19 protein-coding genes are annotated in these 19,057 nt (G+C 47.9%); 3 read left to right on the top strand and 16 right to left on the bottom strand.

Annotation, left to right across the window (positions count from 1 at the left end; genetic code table 11):
- Positions 1-8: 8 nt before the first annotated feature.
- The 4 genes from QZ209_RS10400 to QZ209_RS10385 all read right to left on the bottom strand — a co-directional run bounded on the left by QZ209_RS10400 (position 9) and on the right by QZ209_RS10385 (position 6,012).
- On the bottom strand, positions 9-2,651 hold the full coding sequence (locus QZ209_RS10400; protein ID WP_294347648.1) for a DUF2723 domain-containing protein: 2,643 nt from the start codon (positions 2,649-2,651) through the stop codon (positions 9-11).
- Positions 2,652-2,713: 62 nt separating this feature from the next.
- Entirely contained in the window at positions 2,714-3,856 is a 1,143-nt protein-coding gene (hemW, locus tag QZ209_RS10395; RefSeq protein WP_294347647.1) for a radical SAM family heme chaperone HemW, read from the bottom strand.
- Positions 3,857-3,933: 77 nt separating this feature from the next.
- Complete coding sequence (locus QZ209_RS10390) at positions 3,934-4,524, bottom strand: HAD family hydrolase (protein WP_294347645.1); 591 nt, start codon at positions 4,522-4,524, stop codon at positions 3,934-3,936.
- Positions 4,525-4,533: 9 nt separating this feature from the next.
- Complete coding sequence (locus QZ209_RS10385; RefSeq protein ID WP_294347644.1) at positions 4,534-6,012, bottom strand: starch synthase; 1,479 nt, start codon at positions 6,010-6,012, stop codon at positions 4,534-4,536.
- 120 nt (positions 6,013-6,132) lie between these two features.
- Between QZ209_RS10385 and QZ209_RS10380 the strand changes: the two genes are divergently transcribed.
- The 3 genes from QZ209_RS10380 (at position 6,133) to QZ209_RS10370 (ending at position 10,121) form a co-directional block, all read left to right on the top strand.
- Complete coding sequence (locus tag QZ209_RS10380; RefSeq protein WP_294347643.1) at positions 6,133-7,833, top strand: Ig-like domain-containing protein; 1,701 nt, start codon at positions 6,133-6,135, stop codon at positions 7,831-7,833.
- 141 nt (positions 7,834-7,974) lie between these two features.
- A complete protein-coding gene (bchJ, locus tag QZ209_RS10375) occupies positions 7,975-8,547 on the top strand; it encodes a bacteriochlorophyll 4-vinyl reductase (RefSeq protein ID WP_294347642.1) in 573 nt (190 codons plus the stop codon).
- 410 nt (positions 8,548-8,957) lie between these two features.
- Positions 8,958-10,121, top strand: a complete 1,164-nt coding sequence (locus QZ209_RS10370; protein ID WP_294347641.1) for a Fic family protein — start codon at positions 8,958-8,960, stop codon at positions 10,119-10,121.
- Positions 10,122-10,253: 132 nt separating this feature from the next.
- Here the strand turns inward: QZ209_RS10370 and QZ209_RS10365 are convergent, their stop codons facing one another.
- From QZ209_RS10365 to QZ209_RS10310, 12 genes are all read right to left on the bottom strand, one after another.
- Positions 10,254-11,519: a hypothetical protein gene (locus tag QZ209_RS10365; RefSeq protein ID WP_294347640.1), complete on the bottom strand. Its 1,266-nt coding sequence runs from the start codon at positions 11,517-11,519 to the stop codon at positions 10,254-10,256.
- Between the two features lie 188 nt (positions 11,520-11,707).
- Entirely contained in the window at positions 11,708-11,965 is a 258-nt protein-coding gene (locus QZ209_RS10360; RefSeq protein WP_294347639.1) for a hypothetical protein, read from the bottom strand.
- A gap of 322 nt (positions 11,966-12,287) precedes the next feature.
- On the bottom strand, positions 12,288-12,950 hold the full coding sequence (locus QZ209_RS10355; RefSeq protein WP_294347638.1) for a hypothetical protein: 663 nt from the start codon (positions 12,948-12,950) through the stop codon (positions 12,288-12,290).
- A 47-nt stretch (positions 12,951-12,997) separates the two neighbouring features.
- On the bottom strand, positions 12,998-13,483 hold the full coding sequence (locus tag QZ209_RS10350; protein ID WP_294347637.1) for a GNAT family N-acetyltransferase: 486 nt from the start codon (positions 13,481-13,483) through the stop codon (positions 12,998-13,000).
- Between the two features lie 6 nt (positions 13,484-13,489).
- Complete coding sequence (locus QZ209_RS10345; protein WP_294347636.1) at positions 13,490-13,792, bottom strand: helix-hairpin-helix domain-containing protein; 303 nt, start codon at positions 13,790-13,792, stop codon at positions 13,490-13,492.
- Between the two features lie 9 nt (positions 13,793-13,801).
- The gene (locus tag QZ209_RS10340; RefSeq protein WP_294347635.1) at positions 13,802-14,137 is read right to left on the bottom strand and encodes a type II toxin-antitoxin system RelE/ParE family toxin; all 336 of its coding nucleotides are present in this window, start codon (positions 14,135-14,137) and stop codon (positions 13,802-13,804) included.
- Positions 14,137-14,418: a type II toxin-antitoxin system Phd/YefM family antitoxin gene (locus QZ209_RS10335; protein WP_294347634.1), complete on the bottom strand. Its 282-nt coding sequence runs from the start codon at positions 14,416-14,418 to the stop codon at positions 14,137-14,139. Before QZ209_RS10335 ends, QZ209_RS10340 begins: the two co-directional genes overlap by 1 nt.
- Positions 14,419-14,487: 69 nt before the next feature.
- Positions 14,488-15,189: a haloacid dehalogenase type II gene (locus QZ209_RS10330; protein WP_294347633.1), complete on the bottom strand. Its 702-nt coding sequence runs from the start codon at positions 15,187-15,189 to the stop codon at positions 14,488-14,490.
- A 17-nt stretch (positions 15,190-15,206) separates the two neighbouring features.
- Positions 15,207-15,629 carry a GNAT family N-acetyltransferase gene (locus QZ209_RS10325; RefSeq protein WP_294347632.1) on the bottom strand — a complete coding sequence of 141 codons (423 nt, stop codon included), beginning with the start codon at positions 15,627-15,629 and terminating at the stop codon, positions 15,207-15,209.
- 5 nt (positions 15,630-15,634) lie between these two features.
- A complete protein-coding gene (locus QZ209_RS10320; protein WP_294347630.1) occupies positions 15,635-16,372 on the bottom strand; it encodes a class I SAM-dependent methyltransferase in 738 nt (245 codons plus the stop codon).
- 216 nt (positions 16,373-16,588) lie between these two features.
- Positions 16,589-17,416 carry a ferredoxin:protochlorophyllide reductase (ATP-dependent) iron-sulfur ATP-binding protein gene (bchL, locus tag QZ209_RS10315; protein ID WP_294347628.1) on the bottom strand — a complete coding sequence of 276 codons (828 nt, stop codon included), beginning with the start codon at positions 17,414-17,416 and terminating at the stop codon, positions 16,589-16,591.
- A 40-nt stretch (positions 17,417-17,456) separates the two neighbouring features.
- Complete coding sequence (locus QZ209_RS10310; RefSeq protein ID WP_294347626.1) at positions 17,457-19,049, bottom strand: ferredoxin:protochlorophyllide reductase (ATP-dependent) subunit B; 1,593 nt, start codon at positions 19,047-19,049, stop codon at positions 17,457-17,459.
- Positions 19,050-19,057 lie beyond the last annotated feature (8 nt).

Below are 19,057 nucleotides of genomic sequence, written 5' to 3'. Positions count from 1 at the left end.
TAGCTGTTTTATTGATTCGGTAATTCAATTTTGCTTTCATCGATCTCCTTGAAAAGCGTATCCAAAATCGCTGCGGATTCACCGGTTCGGCCAACCTCACGTAACGCAAGGGCAAGAGCATAGTGAAGCTGAGGATCTTCACGCAAAGCGGTATTCCCCGCAAGCCTTTCAAGATAAACAATATATCGATCCGTTTTGTCCTTTTCACCTAGCGAAACATACAGTGCAACTACTGATGCGGCAATCCCCGGATCCAATTCGAAACGCTCGAGGGGTAGCATTTCCTGCGATGTATCCAGCGCTTCGAGAGCCAGCTCCTTACCGGTGGCCCTGCGAATATTGCCGTCGTTATGGATGATGTTGATTTCTCTGCCGGGTTCTTCGGCAAGAACAGCCGCAAGACTCGAAAACAACGGCTTGTAGTTTTTGCTCAGCCTCAGGGATGTTTCCTCGATGAAGACATCCGGATTGTCGAGATTGCGATAACGAAAAACACTGCAGAGATTTGTCCAGAGCTTTGCCGTCCCGATAAAGACCCTCTCTTCACTGTTTTCAACCGGCACTACCTTATAGGCAAGCCCGTCGAGACGAAGGTAGTTATCAATACCGATTAGATTATCACGACCGACGGTTATGGCAAAATAAATAGGACGCTTTGCATAATTATTCATCAGAATTTGATAGACGGCAAAGTCCTGTGGCCTTAGAAACCCTCTCCCGCGATAGGTAATGGTAGGTCTGATCTGCCATCGAAGCGTATCGACAACTCCTTCCGGAACCTCGAGGTCTGCCGCACGGTATTCCGCGATAAGCGACTCTTTTTCTGAACCTGCAGGAAGCTCGACCTCAACCGGCTGCACGGGAACAAAGCCGATTCCTTCCAACTCCTCATCGCTCAGGGTGAACGCTATTTTTTTCGCTCCGTGTGGCGAGGTGTTCTTCAACTGGTCGAGATACCAGCCGGTATTGGCGAGGCTGAGATTGACAACCCTGACATCGGTCCTGATACCTTCAACCTCCTGCAGATACCAAAGCGGAAAGGTATCGTTATCACCGTTGGTAAAGAGTATAGCGTCCTTCTCGCAGCTCTGCAGCATGTTCCACGCCCAGTCCCATGGCACGTAGTTTCCTGAGCGGTCGTGCACCTCGTAATTGGCATAGAGCATTCTGCCATCCACCACCAACAGCAAAACACCCAACGCGATGGTCGAAAGTATATTCCTTTCTTGCGCATCGATGGTAATGCTGCGAATCAGCCTGATGAGGTTTTCCGCACCTATACCGATCCAGATGGCAAACGCAAAAAAACTTCCCGTAAAGCTGTAGTCACGCTCTCTGGGCTGGGGCTCCGTTTGATTGAGATAGATGACAAGAGCCGCACCGGTGAGAATGAACAGTGCGGTCACAACCGATCCCATCTTCCAGTCACGGTGGAAGTGTGAAAACATCCCGAAAACGCCGACAAGGAACGGCAATGCCCAGAGTTGTGTCCAGTCGATATCAGCCCTTTCGATATCAGTCCCATCACTATCACCTTCTCGACCGATAAACTGCCACCCGAAATACCGGAGATACATATGGCTCAACTGGTAACGGAAAAAATAGTCGAGATCGTTCTCGTATTGCTGGTAAAAATACCGGTGCATCGGCTCTTCCGACCATCGTCTCGGCCACAACGGCAACTCACCATATTGTTCACGGTTCAGGTACGCAAAAAAAGCCTCACCGGTTGAAGGATTGTTCTCGTTGATGGATGGCGAAGCGTTTGCACGGACATAGATGAGTGCATAGGATGTATAACCGACAATCAGCAGCAGCAACGACATACTGAGCGTATGCAGCAACCTGTACTTTCTGATATGAGCAACGTACACGACATAGACGATCCCACCGAGAAGTATCGCTATCCCCCACCAGGAAGCTTGCTGCATCAGTATCGGCACCCCCTTGATAATGCCGATATAAACCAGGAGAAAAGCCCCTGATGCCGCAACCGCCATCACCAGGAACGAAGCAACTGTAACCTCGTATTTTTTATAGTAGTACACCATGATGACGGCAAAAATGGCCAGAAGACTCAAGAGGTGTACCCCTATCGACAGGCCTATGACGTACATCGCAGCCATCAGCCAACGTTCGTTTCCCTCTTGAGACTCCTCTCCAAACCATCGCAGGATAAACCAGACAACAAGTGCGGTAAAAAAGAGCGAGGGCGCGTAGACTTCCGTTTCAACCGCATTGAACCAGAAACTGTCGGAAAAAGCAAGAGCGAGAGCTCCCACCAGAGCAGCACCATAGGCCGAGAGCCGTCCAGAGTCATCCCATGAACGGGGGTCGCTCTTGCGGTAGACGGTAATCAATTGAAAAATAATCAGGTAGGTAAGCATGACGGTTGCCGAGGCCGATAACGTGCTCAAAAGATTGACTCTGGCCCCGATATCCTCGAAAAAAGGGACCATGGAAAACAACCTGCCAACCAGAAGAAACAAAGGAGCACCCGGAGGATGGGGAACCCCGAGAGTATACGATGTTGCGATAAATTCACCACAGTCCCAGAAAGAGAGCGTGGGAGCCATGGTCATCAGATAAACAGCTTCGGCCAAGAGAAACAGCGTTACGGCTATGCCGCGATGTACCGTCTTGTGATCCATATTCAACAGCGAAAAAGAAAAATCAAAAGTTAACAACCATAACAACAGACAAGGGCGAACAATCAATCCCGCTTCCAAGCCGGCAGCAGCTCTTCGGCCACCCTGTCGGCAAACAAGAAGCCTTTGCGAGAAACCTTTATCACACCATCGCGAATCTCGATCAACCCCTGTTTTTTAAGCTGATCCACATTTTCCACGACAACACTGCTTCCATCGTGATACCGCATCAAATCCACAAGTTCGAGCCCGGATGAAAGACGCAGGGAAAGAAAAATTTTTTCATTGATCCTCTCTGCACAGGAAAGCATTTCACAGTACTCCTGCGCTTCATATGGGGACGTCATGTAGCGGATCATACTGCTCACATTCGCGCTTCGCAACTCATGGTCTCCGGAAACAAGAAAACTATGCGCGGAAGGGCCGAAACCAAGATACGATTCCCTTTGCCAGCATCCCAGATTATAACGGGAAAAGAATCCCGGTTTTGAAAAATTCGAAACCTCATAATGCTTGAAACCTTCAGCTTCGAGCAGTTCACAAGCCATCATATACATATCAGCCTGAACGCTCTCATCAGGAAGAGTAACAAGACCTCTTCTTACAAGATTTTCAAGCCTCGTCTTTTTTTCAAGGGTAAGCATGTAAACGGACACATGAGGCAGACCGCGGGATATAGCGGTATACAGGTCCCGTTCCCAAATATCCGGATCCTCCCCTTCGACACCGCAAATAAGGTCGACGCTGACATTACCGAGCAGCTTCATTGCATCATCTGTCACCCGTAAGGCCTCTTCAGCCGAGTGCAAGCGCCCCAATGCCCGAAGCTTTTCGGGAATGAAAGACTGAACACCGATACTGAGCCTATTCACGCCCAAAGCTGCCAGTTCTTGAAGTTTTTCATTGGTGAGATCCTCAGGGTTGGCTTCAAGGGTAATTTCTGCGTCATCACTCAACGAAACATGTCGCGAAAGTGTTTCGAACCAGTTTTTCAGGTAGGCAACGGGAACCGACGAAGGAGTTCCTCCTCCGAAATGAACGGAGTGAACGGTACTTCCCCGCAAAGCAGCGAGACGCTCCGAGGATTCCGAATGAAGCGCCGAAAAAAAGCGACCGAGAAGATCCTGTCTCGTTACAAGGAAAAAATCACAGTAACTGCACCGTTCACGGCAGAAAGGAACATGTACATAGCAATGTAGCTTCGTCATACTCGTCTCCTCATCAGCCACCGTCACCATCGGCACCGATCCGCTTGTCGACTAAAAGTGATACCCCCGAAAACAAATCAACAGGCATTCAAGAGTATATACCCGGTTATGGCCTGGTAGAGATTGTCGGCCACGAATTCAGGCTCAATTCCTCGTTCACGACATAACACCTCCTCACCATGACCTGTTCTGACAAGAATGGGACGAAGCCCGGCACGCAATCCGCATTCAACATCTACGGTTTTATCGCCGATAAAAAACGATTGTGACTTGTCCACTTCAACCCCAGAAGCAAGGTAATCGGCAACCGCTCGATCAACCATACCGGTATCGGGCTTCCTGCACCACGCGAAACGATCATACTCTGGATTTGGATAGTCCGGATGGGTAGGACAATAATAGCTCCGGTCGAAAGCGGCACCCCTAACGGCGAGCAGTTCATTGAGGTAACGATGAATATCTTCAACCTGCCCGGAAGTGACAATACCTTTGGCAATACCAGCCTGATTGGTTACAATGACAATCTGATAACCCGCCTGTCTTGCAAGGGCAATGGCCGCTTCCGTTCCTTCTATGAGCTGAAACTGCTCTCGTGTAGTTACGTAGGTGCCTATATCGCGGTTGATCGTGCCATCACGGTCGAGAAACAGTACCTTTACCTTTCTCACACTGCTCCTCTATGCACTTTCGAGCAGACCACGATAGATCTGACTATACTTTTCCGCCGAGTCCTTCCAGGTCATTTCCCTTTCCATGTTATCCGTCACAAGCCTGATCCAACGATCCTTGTCACCATATACCAAAAGAGCCTCTTCCACCGTTTTGGTCAACGCTTCAGGAGAGTACTCATGAAAAGCAAAACCGGAACCATCATGTTCCTGGTCTATCTCATCGATGGTCTCGGCACTGCCGGAACCGGCATAGATAATCGGCAACGTTCCATATCGCATTGCGAAGAACTGCATCATACCGCATGACTCCAGCTTTCCGGGCATAAGCAGCATATCGGCAGAAGCCATTATCTGATGAAAAAATGCATCGGTAAAATCAAAATTAAGCCCGAGCTTACCTTGATACTTCGCTGCAAGAGTCTGCAATTTGTTCTTAATCTCCTTGTCCCCCGTACCGGAAATAACGAGGCGAATATCCAGCTCCAAGAGATTCTCGAGAGCATCCATCACAAGGTCGATGCCCTGAAAACGGTCAAAATTTACCATGGCACCGATCAGGGGAGCATCCTCATCGAAAGAAAGATTCAGCTCTTCAAGCAGATATTTCTTGTTTTCAAGCTTCTCTTCGAGTCGTTCGACATCGAACTTTTTCTTGATGAGCTTGTCCGAAGACGGATTCCACTGTTTTGTATCGAGCCCGTTGATTATTCCTTCCAGATGATTACCGCGCAAAGCCAGAATCTTATCGACACCGTAAGCCGTATCCTCATCGCTGCTGATAAGTTCGGCATAACGGCTCGAGGTCGTAGCAACTCTGTCCGCGTGTTCAATTCCTGTAAACAGCATGTTTACCGTATCATCGCCTTCGGCATGCAGCCGCTCGACTATAACTTCGGGCAACAGTTTTTTGAACGGTTTCTCTGAAAAAACACCCTGAGTGTGTGCATTATGAAGGGTGAGCACCGTTTTAATCCCTTTGAAAAAGGGGTTGTCGGCATAAACGGTTTTCAGCAGCAAGGGAACAAGACCCGCATACCAGTCATGAAAATGAATGATATCGGGCTTCCAGCCGAGTCTCTGCAGCGTTTCAAGAATACCGATATTGAAGAAAATCACCCTTTCGGCACTACCCTTGAAATTATCTCCCTGGGCCATGTCGGTAAAAAGGCCGTTTCGCTTGAAATATTTTTCGTTATAGAGAAAATAAGTCTGTATTTTGCTGGACGGAAGAGCCGTAACCTTTACGTGAAGCAAATCGGTCTTGTCTTTCAGGGGTACTTTGATATCTGAAAGCCGCAAGACATCGTGAAGGCGAAATTTGCGATCGTTGATCACACCGTATTTAGGCATCATTATTCGTGCCTCACAACCTTCATCTTCCATGGCTTGAGGAAAAGATGCCATGAAATCGGCGAGAGAACTGACCCTTACAAATGGAGAAATTTCACCAGACACATAAAGAACTTTGCAGGTGCTTCTGGTCATCTATATCGTAAACAATCTGTTATTTTTTTTCCAAAAAACTTTCATAGTACTTCTTAGCTTTTTAATTTACGAATTCATACGCTGATTTACAATCCGGGTAGGGCCTCAACATTTCTTTCCATGAAACCGCTGCAACTTCTTTCAGCACTTTGCCTTTTACTCGCTGCATGTGCGCTCGATCGCGCGCCAACCGGAGGACCGAAGGATACCGCACCCCTAGAAATTCTTTCTGTAAGTCCACCATCCTCTTCCGTCAATACGTCACCGCAAAAGATCGTATTCAATTTCAATCGCTATGTTCCCGCCTGGTCCCTGAAAAAGGCGCTTGTTTTTTCCCCGGCGATCACCGACTATACCCTTGAAGCCGGCGGCACCGATGCTGAAATACTCTTCACGAAACCTCTCGGCAAAAACAAAACCTATACGATCACCCTCAACAAATCATTGAGAAGCAGCCGCGGTAACGAGCTCGAGCAAAGCTATACCTATGCGTTTTCAACCGGAGAGAAGATCAACCGGGGAATCATAGGAGGCCGGGTTTTTTCGAATGACACTCGTCCACTCCCTCGCGCACTGGTCCTTGCGTATGCCGTAACAAACAATGACACACGTTCCTTCAATCCTCTGGATCGCACACCTGATTACAGTGTACAAACAGGGCGGGATGGAAAATTTATCTTCGAATACCTCGCGGAAGGCAGCTACCGGCTGCTTGCCTTGCAGGACAGAAACGGCGACCAACGGTTGAATCCTGAAAACGAACCTTTCGGAACAGGCCACGAGAAGCTGATTACAACAGGAACTCTCGACAACCTTTTCAGGCTTGCGGAATCACATCGCACACCACAACCGGTTTATTGCTCCGCACCGGCGAACAACCTTCTCGAAATCAGCTTCAATCGCAGCATTCCTGTCGAAGAGTTCGACATTGCATCGCTCACTGTCATCGACACGGTCAGCAACAAGCAACTGCCGATTAAAGGATTCTACAGCACACAAAATACAACGTCAGCCATTACGTTCAGGGTGGTTACCGGGAAACTCGACAGGAACTCAGGCTACCGGGTCACGTACAAGGGGAACCTGAAATCGACCATATGCAGGGGAACGGCCAAAGAAAGAAAAGAAACGGTCGAACTCACCGGGTTGTTGCCGAAAAACGATGAAAAAACAGCGTTCCTCAGACCCACTGTTCCGGAGCGGGGAAGAACCGTCGATATAGCCTTCAATATTCCGGTTGAAAAAAAATCACTCGACCAAGCAACAACACTGTACATCGTAAATGGAGAAAACACCTCTCCCCTTGCCTACACGATCACCCCGATAGACAACCGCCGCTATTCGCTGCAGGCAAACCCGTCTTTCGAGAATGGCTCCACCTACCGCGTTGACATCCGAATGGCGGCCCTCGTCGGACTCGATGGAGAACACGCTGCCGATTCACTCGCAACATCCGTCTTTACCGTCGCAGACGCAGAAGACTTCGGCACGATCAAGGGCACCGTGTCGGGTGGAACAGGAGTCGTGGTCGTCGAAGCCCTCGATTCGACAAACCGCTTACCGCGCAGAACGGTGGTCCAACGTAACGACGACAACCCGACAGATTTCACCATACATCAGCTCGCCCCTGGGAAATACACGATACGGGCATTCATTCCCGGCTCACGCGTTCAAGAAGACAATAAACTATCGTGGAATCCGGGAACGATCCATCCGTTCGAACCTGCAGATGTTTTTTCCGTCAACAGAGATACGATAACCGTACGAAAGGGATGGGACACGGAAAACATCAACATCATCTTTCCACCCACATCCGGATAATGGACGCCTCTCGTTACTTATAACGCCGACAAACCCTTGTGATCGTTGAACCTGTAAGGTTAACCGGGATAGCCTGTTTCAGAATTGGCCCACTATATGTATTTTCCCACAATCATTTACTAACCAAACTGTTTTTCTCATATGACAGCTCCTGCAAAAATCGGCCCCAACTCCATCATTCAAACCGTCGCGGCCCTTGAAGCGAAATACGGCAAGGCAGAAGCTGACGCACGCCTGACGGTTGCAGGCCATGGCCACCTCATCGGCAACCTGCCGTCGGAAATGGTTGAGGAAACAAAGTTTCACACCCTTGTCACCTCCCTCGACAAGGACCTCGATAACAGTGTTCTGGCTGAACTGCTGAAAGATTCAGGCCAGCGCACGGCAGCCTATCTGCTGAAAGTGAGAATCCCGGGATTCTTCCAGAAACTGCTCAAACCCCTGCCACCAAGCCTTGCCTTCAAATTGCTGCTCTTTGCCATCAGCAAGAATGCCTGGACCTTTGTCGGAAGCGGTGACTTCAGCTACACCTCCGGTAAAAAACCGGTCATCACCGTCAAGGTAACCCATCCGACCATCCCGGTTGTCGGCAATTTCTACCTCGGCACGTTCACGAAACTGCTCGGGGAACTGGTGAACCCCAATGCGAAAATAGACGCTTCGATCATCGGAGAAAGCGGCGACATCACCTGCCGCTACACCTGCCATATCTGATACCCCACCGGGAAACAGACAAGAGGAAGTCTCATTAGAAGACCTACAAAGAGTCTTTCTGTAGTCATCTTCGGGCCTGACCCGGGGATCCATCTTCCAATCAATATCACTATGGATACCGCATCCCCGTGAAATCCGAACCCCTATTTCACGGAGCGGCATGACTCATTACCTCTTTACCGGAAACGTTTGCAATGATGACCGATAGTCGTGAAGCGGTTCTTTTGAAACAGCTTCTTATCGTTATTTTAGGATAACTCCTGAACCTAAAATAAGCATAATTCTTATTGTACGTTCACTTCGGATCATTTTGCTTGAAAGATAATTACACCTCTGTTATTTTTCTTATTTTAAGATAAACGACTAACTTAAAATAAGAGCGATCCTTATTTTAACTTTCTACAATAAGCATGAAACGCATTCTACAGGGACACTACATCACAACAACAACCTCAGGTGAAAGTGTAGAAGCATTTGTTCCGAATCCATTACCCCCCACGTCACCTCTCGAATGGACGCCTGAATTGCGCAGTAAATTCGATCAAGCCCTCCTTGCCATTGGCCGATTGGACAGCGTCTCGACACTTCTGCCCGACACGTCACTTTTTCTTTATATGTATGTCATAAAAGAAGCTGTCCTTTCTTCGATGATAGAAGGAACGCAGTCATCCCTCTCCGACCTCCTTATATTTGAGCTCGATCAGGAGCCCGGAGTCCCTCTTGATGATGTACAAGAGGTAAGCAATTACATTGCGGCTTTGAACCATGGACTGGAACGGCTGGCAAGCGGTTTTCCGTTATCTCTGCGTTTAATGAAAGAGGTGCACTCGATACTTCTTGCAAAAGGAAGAGGTAGTGAGAAGACTCCTGGCAAATTCCGTAAAAGCCAGAACTGGATTGGCGGAACCCGACCAGGCAATGCCACCTTTGTTCCTCCTCCGCCCGAAATGGTCATGGAATGCATGGGAAAACTCGAACTGTTTTTGCATGACAAACCTGAGCCGACTCCAGTACTCATCAAAGCCGCATTGGCCCATGTACAATTCGAGACCATTCACCCATTTCTTGATGGAAACGGACGACTTGGGCGACTCCTTATCACAATGCTTCTCTGTGACAGAAAAGTCTTGCATGAACCATTACTTTACCTGAGCCTTTACTTCAAAACACATCGTAAAACATATTACGAGCTACTCGATTCTGTTCGGTTCAAGGGAGATTGGGAAGCCTGGCTGGACTTCTTTGCCGATGCGGTTATTGCAACCGCAACCCAGGCAGTGGAAACCGCACAACAGCTTGTCAATCTTTCCAATCAGGATCGTGAAATAATCACAGGCCTTGGCAGGGCGGCCGCTTCGATACTGGAAGTACACCGGGCGTTGCTTGAACACCCGATTGCCACATCCACGTCACTTGCACAAAAGACAGGTTTTACCCCTGCAACAATCAACAGGGCACTGAAAAAGCTTCAACATCTTGGAATAGTACGTGAACTGACCGCCCAAAAACGCAACCGGATATACAACTATAGCAACTATCTCGATATTTTGAACAGGGGAACGGAGTTGCCTTAAAAGAAAAGTGATATTAAGCTTAAAGAAATCCCTCTCAATGGCTCACCTCTTGTCTACAACTTCTTTGTAGCCCTTAAGAAATGCTCCCCCAAAACATACTCTGTAGTATTTTCTATAGCTATATAAGAATCTTTACAGCCTGCGCTCTAATAATCGCCTTATGATAGCATTAGTAACACCCTCTGCCAATTGAAACCCCTCAAACACAAGAAATAATTGATTGACCAACTTATTGATGTAACCAGATAAAGCACCTTTTGCTGTATCTATAGGCACATCGAGTTTAGCCAAGACTTGATCTTGATATGCTTCCCTACCATATGAAAGATGACGTTCTGGATTTGCCCATGAACTCAGTACTCTTCCTCTTAAACCCGACCACCTAAAGGCAAATTTCATCAGTCCGTTCTCATCACAACCCATTGCTTTTGCAAAATCAAATGCAACAACCACAGACTCTGCAGCTCGAAGGATTACCAATCCAAAGTCTAAAGCTGTTCCTGATTGAGGTCTTCTATCCCCGCCGCCTATATCGTCCTCAAAGCCTCTGTATAGATAAAACCTTCCTTCAGGGCTTATTCGCCAGTAGTCAAGATGATCATGAAAGCTATTCTCAAATAAAACAATAAGAGCTTCCCAGCAACCTTCATGCACAAAAGGCATAGCTTTTCTATCAGCGAACGAGCGGCTATCTACCCAAACGGGCCAACCAGTATATGACTGATTACTTGAAGATATAAGATTAAGAAACTCACTGTCTGTTGAAAAATCCTTGATTTGGCCTATAATAGTTGCAGCGACCTCCATAGAGCCATGGGAAGGTAACTCAACATTCCGTTCTTCAACTACAGTCAAGAAACGCTTTTTAGACCTATCCAAGAAATCAATCAATGATTGCTCATCTATTTCATTCTTTGTAAGTTCATCTCCAAAGAATTCGGAAAACATTCCTTTCAAATCATTTAAAGATGAACTTGCTAAATGCCTTCTTAAAAACCTTCCAACATCTGCTTCCCTGTTTTCGAAGCACTTTTCCACAATCTGTGGCCAATCCTTCCATTTTGCTTCTGTTGTACTGACCATGTTATTCGAATTCAAAGATCGAACGTATACCTTATCAACTCGTATATAGTCATACCCATCTTCATTTAACCCTGACTTAGTGACGACCGGTGTTTTTACCCCAGAAGGAATTTCGATCACGACAAATTTCTCACCTTCTTTTTCAGGGTAATGTATTGATACTTCAAAAGCCTCAGAGGAATATTTTGAAACATAACCTTGAATCTTATCTATATGGAAACGTATCTCTACATCTTTTGGGGCATCTTGTATATTTGGAGACCCAGATTCATTGTTAAACCCAATTAGCAAATACCCCCCATCATTATTACGCATCGCCAAACAAGCTTAAACAATTTTGGTAATTCCTTCAGGTATATCAGGGTCTATCCAGTCTTTAAGCTCTACAGATAACCCCTCACTTGGATTATTTATTAGTTGACCAATGTTGTTTTCGTCCATTTTTTTATCTCCTCAACATTGTATTTAAAACCATCTGGCAGAAATGAAAGCATTAGCACTTTTCACCTGCAAACCGCCTCACCCATCCCATCCAGAAAATTCTCAACCTTTTTTGAATCGAGTTTTTCGTTGCGCAATTCGCGGAAATCCATCATCTGAAGCTCTGCAACTGCCAGAGCAGCTCTGTTCAACTGCCTGTTGATCTCCGCTTCCTCACCGTCCTTCTCGAAAGCGCTCTTAAACTCCGCCCATGCGCTGCAATACAGAGGGATAATCTTTTTCCCGGCATCGATTGCGATCTGCAGTTCATAGATGCACATCCTGCGGTTGAAGTAGGAAGGCGAAACGACCGCAGTTCTTCCACCCTGACAACGTCCAGAAAAAGCTCCCTGATGCCTGCCACCGCAAGGAACGTCCCGACAGCTTCCACACTGCCATTGGAAAATGCGAACAGACGGAAGCCTGGTGCTACACCTGCCATATCTGACAGCATTAGTCCCACATCCCGCAGGAATCACCCCTTCCCACTTGCGTGAACGTTATTTTAGGATAACGCCTGAACCTAAAATAATCATAATCCTTATTGTAGGTTTGCAAATCAATGTCACCCCGAGTGACAGGGCAGGAAAAATCTGGCACCAGCTACACCTTCTTACCGGCGGCAGCAGGCTTTGCTCCGTCTTTTTGCATGTACTCGAACACATGCCGCCAAACCACACGGTTTCTTTCAACCAAAGCGGCAATTACCGATGGCTTGTTCTTGAGAGATTCCAAACTGAAAAGAGCAAAAAGCAGCACAATACAGGTACTGCAAAGCACATTGACAACACTGTAACCAATCCACGTGACTGTTATTGACCAAATCGCTACGGCAAGCATGAGAGCGATATGGAGATAATATATCGGTGGATAATGCAGCATCGCGTCAGGTACCGCATCCTTATCGATCTCCGTATCGATGTCCACATTCTTTTCCGCTCCCGCTGAGTCAAGCGTTAACCATTTGCGATAATATCGAAGGCATGACTCCCAGCCCACCCACGCACCATCGGTCTCTCCTTCCAGCTCCAGCTGTATATACGCGATAATCCTGGCGGCACTCCTGAGACGATTCACGGTGAACCAGAAATTGAAAAGGAGCAAGCTTGCCAATACAAGCGCCATTGTCCCCATATATTCCACATCGAGTGTCGTGAGCACTCCAATCCCTAATGCCACGATCACCAGTGGCCTCTCGAACACATACCGCTTTGCCTGAAGCAATTCCTCACGAAGAGTTACGTACTCATGAGATTGATCTATCATAGTTTTTCTTTTTTTTCAGCGCTCCACCCGCGTTGATCGAAGATAGTTCAAGACACGATATCTCTTTTCAGCTTTCTCCCACCCGTAATCGAAAAGCCGTTCACCTCGTAAAACCTCAACGTCCGGTCGAATTCAGGCAATGGAGGTGTTGTCACCTCCAACCTGCTCCAGCCTTTTTTACGGGCAAAGGTATCGACCGCTTGCAAGAGCATGTTTCCGACAGATTGCGATCGCCATTGAGGGCGAACATACAATTCGGGAATGGTACCGTATGCTCCTTCGGCATACAGCGCGTAGCTTTCATAAAGCGACACAAAACCCACCGCACTGTCTGTAACTGACTCCCTGGCAATAAAAATCCAATATTTCCCTCTGGCTACCAGTTCTCTGGACCGAGCCTCGGTTTCTTTTTGATTAAAAGTAAAGGCCGGTTCATCAATTGCTGCCATTATCTCATCCAGCAGTGCTCCGACCATGCGGGAAAGTTCCTGATGATTTCCCTCCTGAATCGGCCCTATGAAAATATCTGCCATACTACTTTATGAGGTTTCTCGATGATACCCGTACCTTCTCTTTCGTTCTGCAGTGTAATGCCACCAAGGACGCGGGTCTTCGCCGTCCATGAATCTTGTTATGGAAATAAGTACATCGAGCAGGCAGGGGTCCTGGCGTTTACCCTTTGTCGAAGAAAGCATATGATACAATTCAAGCGGTGACTTTCCGACAAGATCGTCCGGCATGTTGATGCCCAAAAGACAAAGATCGGCAGCAATTGCGGCCCCGATATTGGGAAGATCGGTAAGCTTTTCCAGCCTGTTTCTGTCAACTTTGGCAGGATTCATGCGTCGTGTTTACTCGATTCGTGTTCGAATTAGTCTTTCAATCAACAACTCCTGAAGGTTCCGTCTGCCATCGAACACACCGTAGATAAAAACTTTCCGCTCATGCATTCGATAAATAATCCTGTAAGGCTTGAAATGAATTTCCCGATACTCCCGCACATGTATTCTCTCTAATTCAGGGGAATAGTGGCCTCGATCAGGGAAACGTTCAAGGCTCAAACACATTTCTTGTAAATTGTCAAAAAGCCTGTTAGCACTTTCAGACGAATCGTGATTTGCAACATATTTCCAGATATCGAGAAGATCACCTTCAGCATCAGCACTCAGAAAAACTTCATATTTCATCAGCCCTGCTGTGCTTCTATTTGTTTCCTGAGCAGATCAAAAGACTCACTGACCGGTCTGTATTTTCCTTGCTCTATTGACTTTGAACTTTGTGCCAGCATTTTCAGTAAAACCAGACTTTCCTGCGTTTGTTCATAAATGTGGATATCTTGCAAAATAACCTTGGCTTCTCCATGATGAGTAATAATCATGGTCTCTCTGTTGTCGGAAACTTCTCTGATAACTTCCGAAGCGTGCGCTTTGAGATAACTTATCGGCTTTATTGAATCACTGTATTTCATATAAAATAACCCCTCCTTTTTTAAACCAAAATAACAACTTTATTACGGTCAAAAAACGACATCTGCATACTAACAATCTCCGATTCCTTTCACGACAAGATAAGCCGAAATACTTTCATCAAGTTCAGCAAGGCTCGATACGACGAGCGTCGGCTCAATCCCCCAAGGGTCGAAGATCGCTTCGGGAGAACGTTTGACCCAGACGGCCCGCATACCTGCTGATACAGCCCCGATGACATCAAACGGATTACCTGAAATGAGCCATGCACTACTGCCCGATGCTCCGGACTTATTCAGAAAATGGCTGTACACCGCCGGGTTCGGCTTGAACGATTTCAGATCATCCACGCTGACAACATCGAGCAAATGTTTTCTGATACCCGCCGCCGAAAGCAGTGCTTCAACAGCTTCTGAACTGCCGTTGGAAAAGGCGTAGATACGGAACCCTGACGCCTTGAGGCCTTCCAGGCTCTTTTCAACGTCGCTGAAAGCGGGAAGCGTTCGGTAGCTTTCGAGCAACTCTTCTTTCTGCTCAACGGTGAAAGAAACCTTGCAGAAATCACAGGTGTAATCGAGCGCGTTCCGGGTGCACACGGCGAAGGTTGCATAGTTCTGCATCAGCCCCCTTCGAAAAGAGTATTCAAGCTGCTTCTGCCGCCAGATGCGGGAAAACTCTTCAGCCTTGTCACCGGCTGTTTTCCGGATTTTCGATACAAGACCGTGCGTATCGATCAGTGTTCCATAGACATCGAATGCAAGCGTTGGTTTCATCAGATAATTTTCAACGGCTATTCTTCCAGATATTCGGACTCATGCGGATACTTCGCATAGGCAGTCTTATGTTTTTTGAAACCCAGTTTGCTATAAAAATGCTCATTGCCGAACGTCGAGGTCAGATAGACCAATAGATGCTCGTTTCCTTCCAGCAAGGCAGCCATAATGCCTTTCCCAATTCCCTGCCCCCTGTAGGGCTCCAGTACGCCGACGTCATAAATTGTTCCGTAGCACAAGCCATCGGATATCATGCGCCCTGCGCCAACCTGTTTTTCGCCTTTCCAAACCGTCACAACCTTGTAGCTGTTCTGAAAGGCTCGCCTGATTGTTCCAAGGTCTCTTTTCTCCCCGAATCCCGCGACAAGCCCGACTTCTTCATAGAGATTCCCCAAAGCTTCCCAATCAATACTGTCGGTTCCTGTTTTATACTCGACCATACCACTTATTTATTGTAATCGATTTTAATCGCGCCGAAAACAGCGAAACAGGAATTTTTATGCAAGAGTTCTACATGGTCGAACCCTACTTTACGAAGAAGATCCAATTGATAGGGAACCGGTCGGGGAGAATCCTCCCTGTCGATATCCTCAAAAACCCTGGCCCTGTACTCCTCTCCCCCAACGGTAGAAAGGTAGACACCATACCGCTCCTCCATAAGGTTCTGAACCGGACCGGTTTCATGAGAAACGAGATCGGAAATCCAGACACTGCCACCGGGTGCCGTCAAGCGGAAAATCTTTCTGAATGCTGCCGCCCAATCATCGTCATCCCGCAAGTGATGCAAGACAGCCGCAGCAAGAATCACGTCGTAGCCTGCTTCTTCCAGTTCGATCAGGCGAAAGTCGCCCTGAAATAGTCGCACGCTGCCGGTGTTAACCGCTGAAATCCGTTCATGAGCCTTCTCAAGCATAGGCCGACTAAGGTCGAGAAGGTCACAATGAAAAGAGGCGACATAGTGCAGCAGCTTGAGCGTGTAGTTACCCGCTCCGCAGCCGATATCCAGAACCCGCCTGATGTTGGCCGTCGATCCGGATGCGGATCTGGCAACAAGATCCATTGCCAATGGCGAGTCAATTATTGATTTCTGTCCGGTCTCAAGGTTTGAAAAACGTTCGACATCATTCTCAAAATGACTCTTTATTGCCTCTACTGATGCTTTTCGTTCAAACTGTGTAGCCATAGCTTTACCTCTTCGGTTCAACAGATATTCTTTAACAATATCACCACCGCCACCGCAACTATAAAGTTGTAGATCAAAACCGGAAAAAACAAAAGGCAGCCCGAAAGCTGCCTTGCATTTTTCTTTCCGTTGATCTTTGAACATCCGGTGTCGAGCCATCCGACGATTCAACAACTCAACAGTTCAACGATTCAACAGGCGCTATAGCGACCCGTCCTACTGCCATCCCCCGACGATGTCGAAAATCTCCCTGTCACCGATCGGTGCCGGTACGGAAGCCGAAGGCTCCTTTGAAAGGAGGAAATCCGCAATCTCGTTGTATGGTTTTACACATTCGTCTTTATCCGGCCCGTCTTCCATCTGGAACATGGTCTTTCCGGCAAAACGGCTCTTGCGGATCAGTTCGTGATAGGGAACCCTTGCAAGAAGCTTGGTGCCAACCTTGTCTGCAAACTGCTCGAGCATGTTGGTGCCACCGCCTTTCGCATAGTCCACACGATTGGCGACGATTCCGGCAAGCTGCACCTTGTAGCGTGTACTTTTCTGCTCGATGGCCATACAAAGGCGGTTAGCCGCAAAGATACTGTCGAAATCATTGGTTGCGATAATCACCGCATAATCGGCATAGGTCAATGGAGCACTGAACCCGCCGCAGACCACGTCGCCGAGAACATCGAACAGAATGACATCGTAACGGTCATAGACGCCGAGTTCCTGAAGAAGCTTGACCGCTTCACCAACAACGTAACCGCCGCATCCGCTTCCAGCGGGAGGCCCGCCGGCTTCCAGAGCGTCAACACCGCCAAAACCGGTTTCTATGATATCCTCCTCGGTCAGCTCCTCGTGATGAAAATCAACTTCCTCGAGAGCCTCGATCACGGTTTTCTGCAGGGTACCCGTAAGAGGAAAGGTACTGTCATGCTTCGGGTCGCAGCCGATCTGTAGAACTTTAGCGCCTTTCAGTGCAAGCGCTGCTGAAATATTCGCGGTTGTTGTACTCTTCCCGATACCTCCCTTTCCATAAACAGCAAGGATTAAACTCATGGTGACAACGCAAAAATTAAATTAACGATACGATACTTGCTTACCCGCCCAAAGCTTCTTTGGCCCTTTTGAAAACCTCGGCGGTTATGTTTGTCTCACCGTTTTCACGGGCGAAATTCTCGGTATTCTTACGAACCTTCTTGCGAACGAAAAACGGTACTTTTTTGAGCATTTTTTCAGCATCTGCGCTCCATGGCATTCCGTCCGCACCGCCTTCTTCTCCGAACTGCGTACCCTCTTCACCGCTTTCTGCTGAAGATCCCGGCTGACCGTTCAATGTCGCTGCCGGTTCCTCTTCCTCGTATTCCAGACCGGCATCGCCGAAGAAATCAACAAGGTGTTTTTCAAGTCCAAGCTTACATGACGTATAGACCCGGTCGGCAAGTACGTCAGCCCCCTCGAACCCGAGAACAGGATAGTACCCGATCAGGTGATTTTCTATATGCGTCGGTGTTGAAATAACCATACACGGTACATCGAGCTTCCGACAGCTGTGCCGTTCCATCTGGGTGCCACAGACCAGATCCGGCATTTCATCCTCGATTTTTTTCGAAATTTCCTGGAACTTGTCCGTCACCATAAGCGGTTCCGGCAGATATCCTTCGAGCTGTTCACGAATCCAGTCGGCATGTTCTTCAAGATAGGTACCCGCACCGATGATCTGCATCCCAAGCTCATTTTTGAGAAACTTGACCATACCGACAGTGTGCGTAGCATCGCCGAAAACAAACGCCCGTTTAGCGCTGAAACTTTCCATATCGGCAGTACGAGCGAACCACGGCACGCCACTGGGAGCACTCAGCCCGTCAAGCGAAAAATCGGTCAAAGGCGGCATTGCAAGGGCCGGCAACCCTTTTTCCTCCGCAATAACGTTCAGTTTCTCAAGCAGTTCACGAATCCAGTCGAGTGTAGCTTCTACACCCAGAGGCGTACCCTGAACCGACGGCATTCCGAATTTCTCACGAAGGTAATGTGCTGCCCCCCGTCCCATTTCGTGGTAAGGTACGATATTGAGCCATGCAGCGGGAAGATTACGGAGTTCTTCGAGGCCTGCGCCCCATGGCGCAACAACGTTTACCTCAACACCGAGAGTTTTGAGAATCCTGCGCAGGCTGACAAGGTCCGAACGCAGGTGAAAACCAAGTGATGTAAACCCTAACAAGTTGACACTTGGTTTTTCGGTCACACTCTGTTCAAGCGAATACCGCTCGACAAGCTTGGTGAACAAACCTTCAGCCGACTCGTGTTCCTGGACCCTGAAAGGATTGACGTCATGTACGATAATCTTATCGGAATCGACTCCTGAATGCCGGGAGAGCTGAGTGAGATCCTCTTGAAGAAGAGCGGTACTGCAGCTTGGAGCGACAACAATGATTTCAGGGTGGTAATGTTCTTCAACCTGCTCCAGGGTACTGGGCAGCCGTGACACACCACGGGCGAGATCCTGGCCTCTGACAACGCTGATGGAAAGAGCGGGAAACTCCGGCGTTCTTTCCAGCATGGTATAGGTTGCGGTTATGTAATCGTCTCCCTGAGGGGCATGATAGACCGTATGAACATTTTTCATACTGTTGGTAACACGGCTTATTCCGTGAAGCGCTGTTCCCTCATAGAGCCAGAAAGCTAAACGCATGCTTTGTA

Origin of the sequence: Prosthecochloris sp. (assembly GCA_015482705.2) — a bacterium.
GTDB lineage: Bacteria > Bacteroidota > Chlorobiia > Chlorobiales > Chlorobiaceae > Prosthecochloris.
Note: the sequence above shows the minus strand (reverse complement) of the source record. Positions and strands in the feature narration are given on the sequence as shown.

What these genes read in the sequence shown, in the direction of transcription:
- QZ209_RS10340 (WP_294347635.1), bottom strand. Translation starts at nt 14,137, where the DNA reads ATGAAATATGAAGTTTTTCTGAGTGCTGATGCTGAAGGTGATCTTCTC.
- QZ209_RS10355 (WP_294347638.1), bottom strand. Translation starts at nt 12,950, where the DNA reads ATGATAGATCAATCTCATGAGTACGTAACTCTTCGTGAGGAATTGCTT.
- QZ209_RS10385 (WP_294347644.1), bottom strand. Translation starts at nt 6,012, where the DNA reads ATGACCAGAAGCACCTGCAAAGTTCTTTATGTGTCTGGTGAAATTTCT.
- QZ209_RS10360 (WP_294347639.1), bottom strand. Translation starts at nt 11,965, where the DNA reads ATGTGCATCTATGAACTGCAGATCGCAATCGATGCCGGGAAAAAGATT.
- hemW (WP_294347647.1), bottom strand. Translation starts at nt 3,856, where the DNA reads ATGACGAAGCTACATTGCTATGTACATGTTCCTTTCTGCCGTGAACGG.
- QZ209_RS10380 (WP_294347643.1), top strand. Translation starts at nt 6,133, where the DNA reads ATGAAACCGCTGCAACTTCTTTCAGCACTTTGCCTTTTACTCGCTGCA.
- QZ209_RS10330 (WP_294347633.1), bottom strand. Translation starts at nt 15,189, where the DNA reads ATGAAACCAACGCTTGCATTCGATGTCTATGGAACACTGATCGATACG.
- QZ209_RS10325 (WP_294347632.1), bottom strand. Translation starts at nt 15,629, where the DNA reads ATGGTCGAGTATAAAACAGGAACCGACAGTATTGATTGGGAAGCTTTG.
- QZ209_RS10365 (WP_294347640.1), bottom strand. Translation starts at nt 11,519, where the DNA reads ATGCGTAATAATGATGGGGGGTATTTGCTAATTGGGTTTAACAATGAA.
- QZ209_RS10370 (WP_294347641.1), top strand. Translation starts at nt 8,958, where the DNA reads ATGAAACGCATTCTACAGGGACACTACATCACAACAACAACCTCAGGT.
- QZ209_RS10400 (WP_294347648.1), bottom strand. Translation starts at nt 2,651, where the DNA reads ATGGATCACAAGACGGTACATCGCGGCATAGCCGTAACGCTGTTTCTC.
- QZ209_RS10345 (WP_294347636.1), bottom strand. Translation starts at nt 13,792, where the DNA reads ATGAATCCTGCCAAAGTTGACAGAAACAGGCTGGAAAAGCTTACCGAT.
- bchJ (WP_294347642.1), top strand. Translation starts at nt 7,975, where the DNA reads ATGACAGCTCCTGCAAAAATCGGCCCCAACTCCATCATTCAAACCGTC.
- QZ209_RS10310 (WP_294347626.1), bottom strand. Translation starts at nt 19,049, where the DNA reads ATGCGTTTAGCTTTCTGGCTCTATGAGGGAACAGCGCTTCACGGAATA.
- QZ209_RS10350 (WP_294347637.1), bottom strand. Translation starts at nt 13,483, where the DNA reads ATGGCAGATATTTTCATAGGGCCGATTCAGGAGGGAAATCATCAGGAA.
- QZ209_RS10335 (WP_294347634.1), bottom strand. Translation starts at nt 14,418, where the DNA reads ATGAAATACAGTGATTCAATAAAGCCGATAAGTTATCTCAAAGCGCAC.
- bchL (WP_294347628.1), bottom strand. Translation starts at nt 17,416, where the DNA reads ATGAGTTTAATCCTTGCTGTTTATGGAAAGGGAGGTATCGGGAAGAGT.
- QZ209_RS10320 (WP_294347630.1), bottom strand. Translation starts at nt 16,372, where the DNA reads ATGGCTACACAGTTTGAACGAAAAGCATCAGTAGAGGCAATAAAGAGT.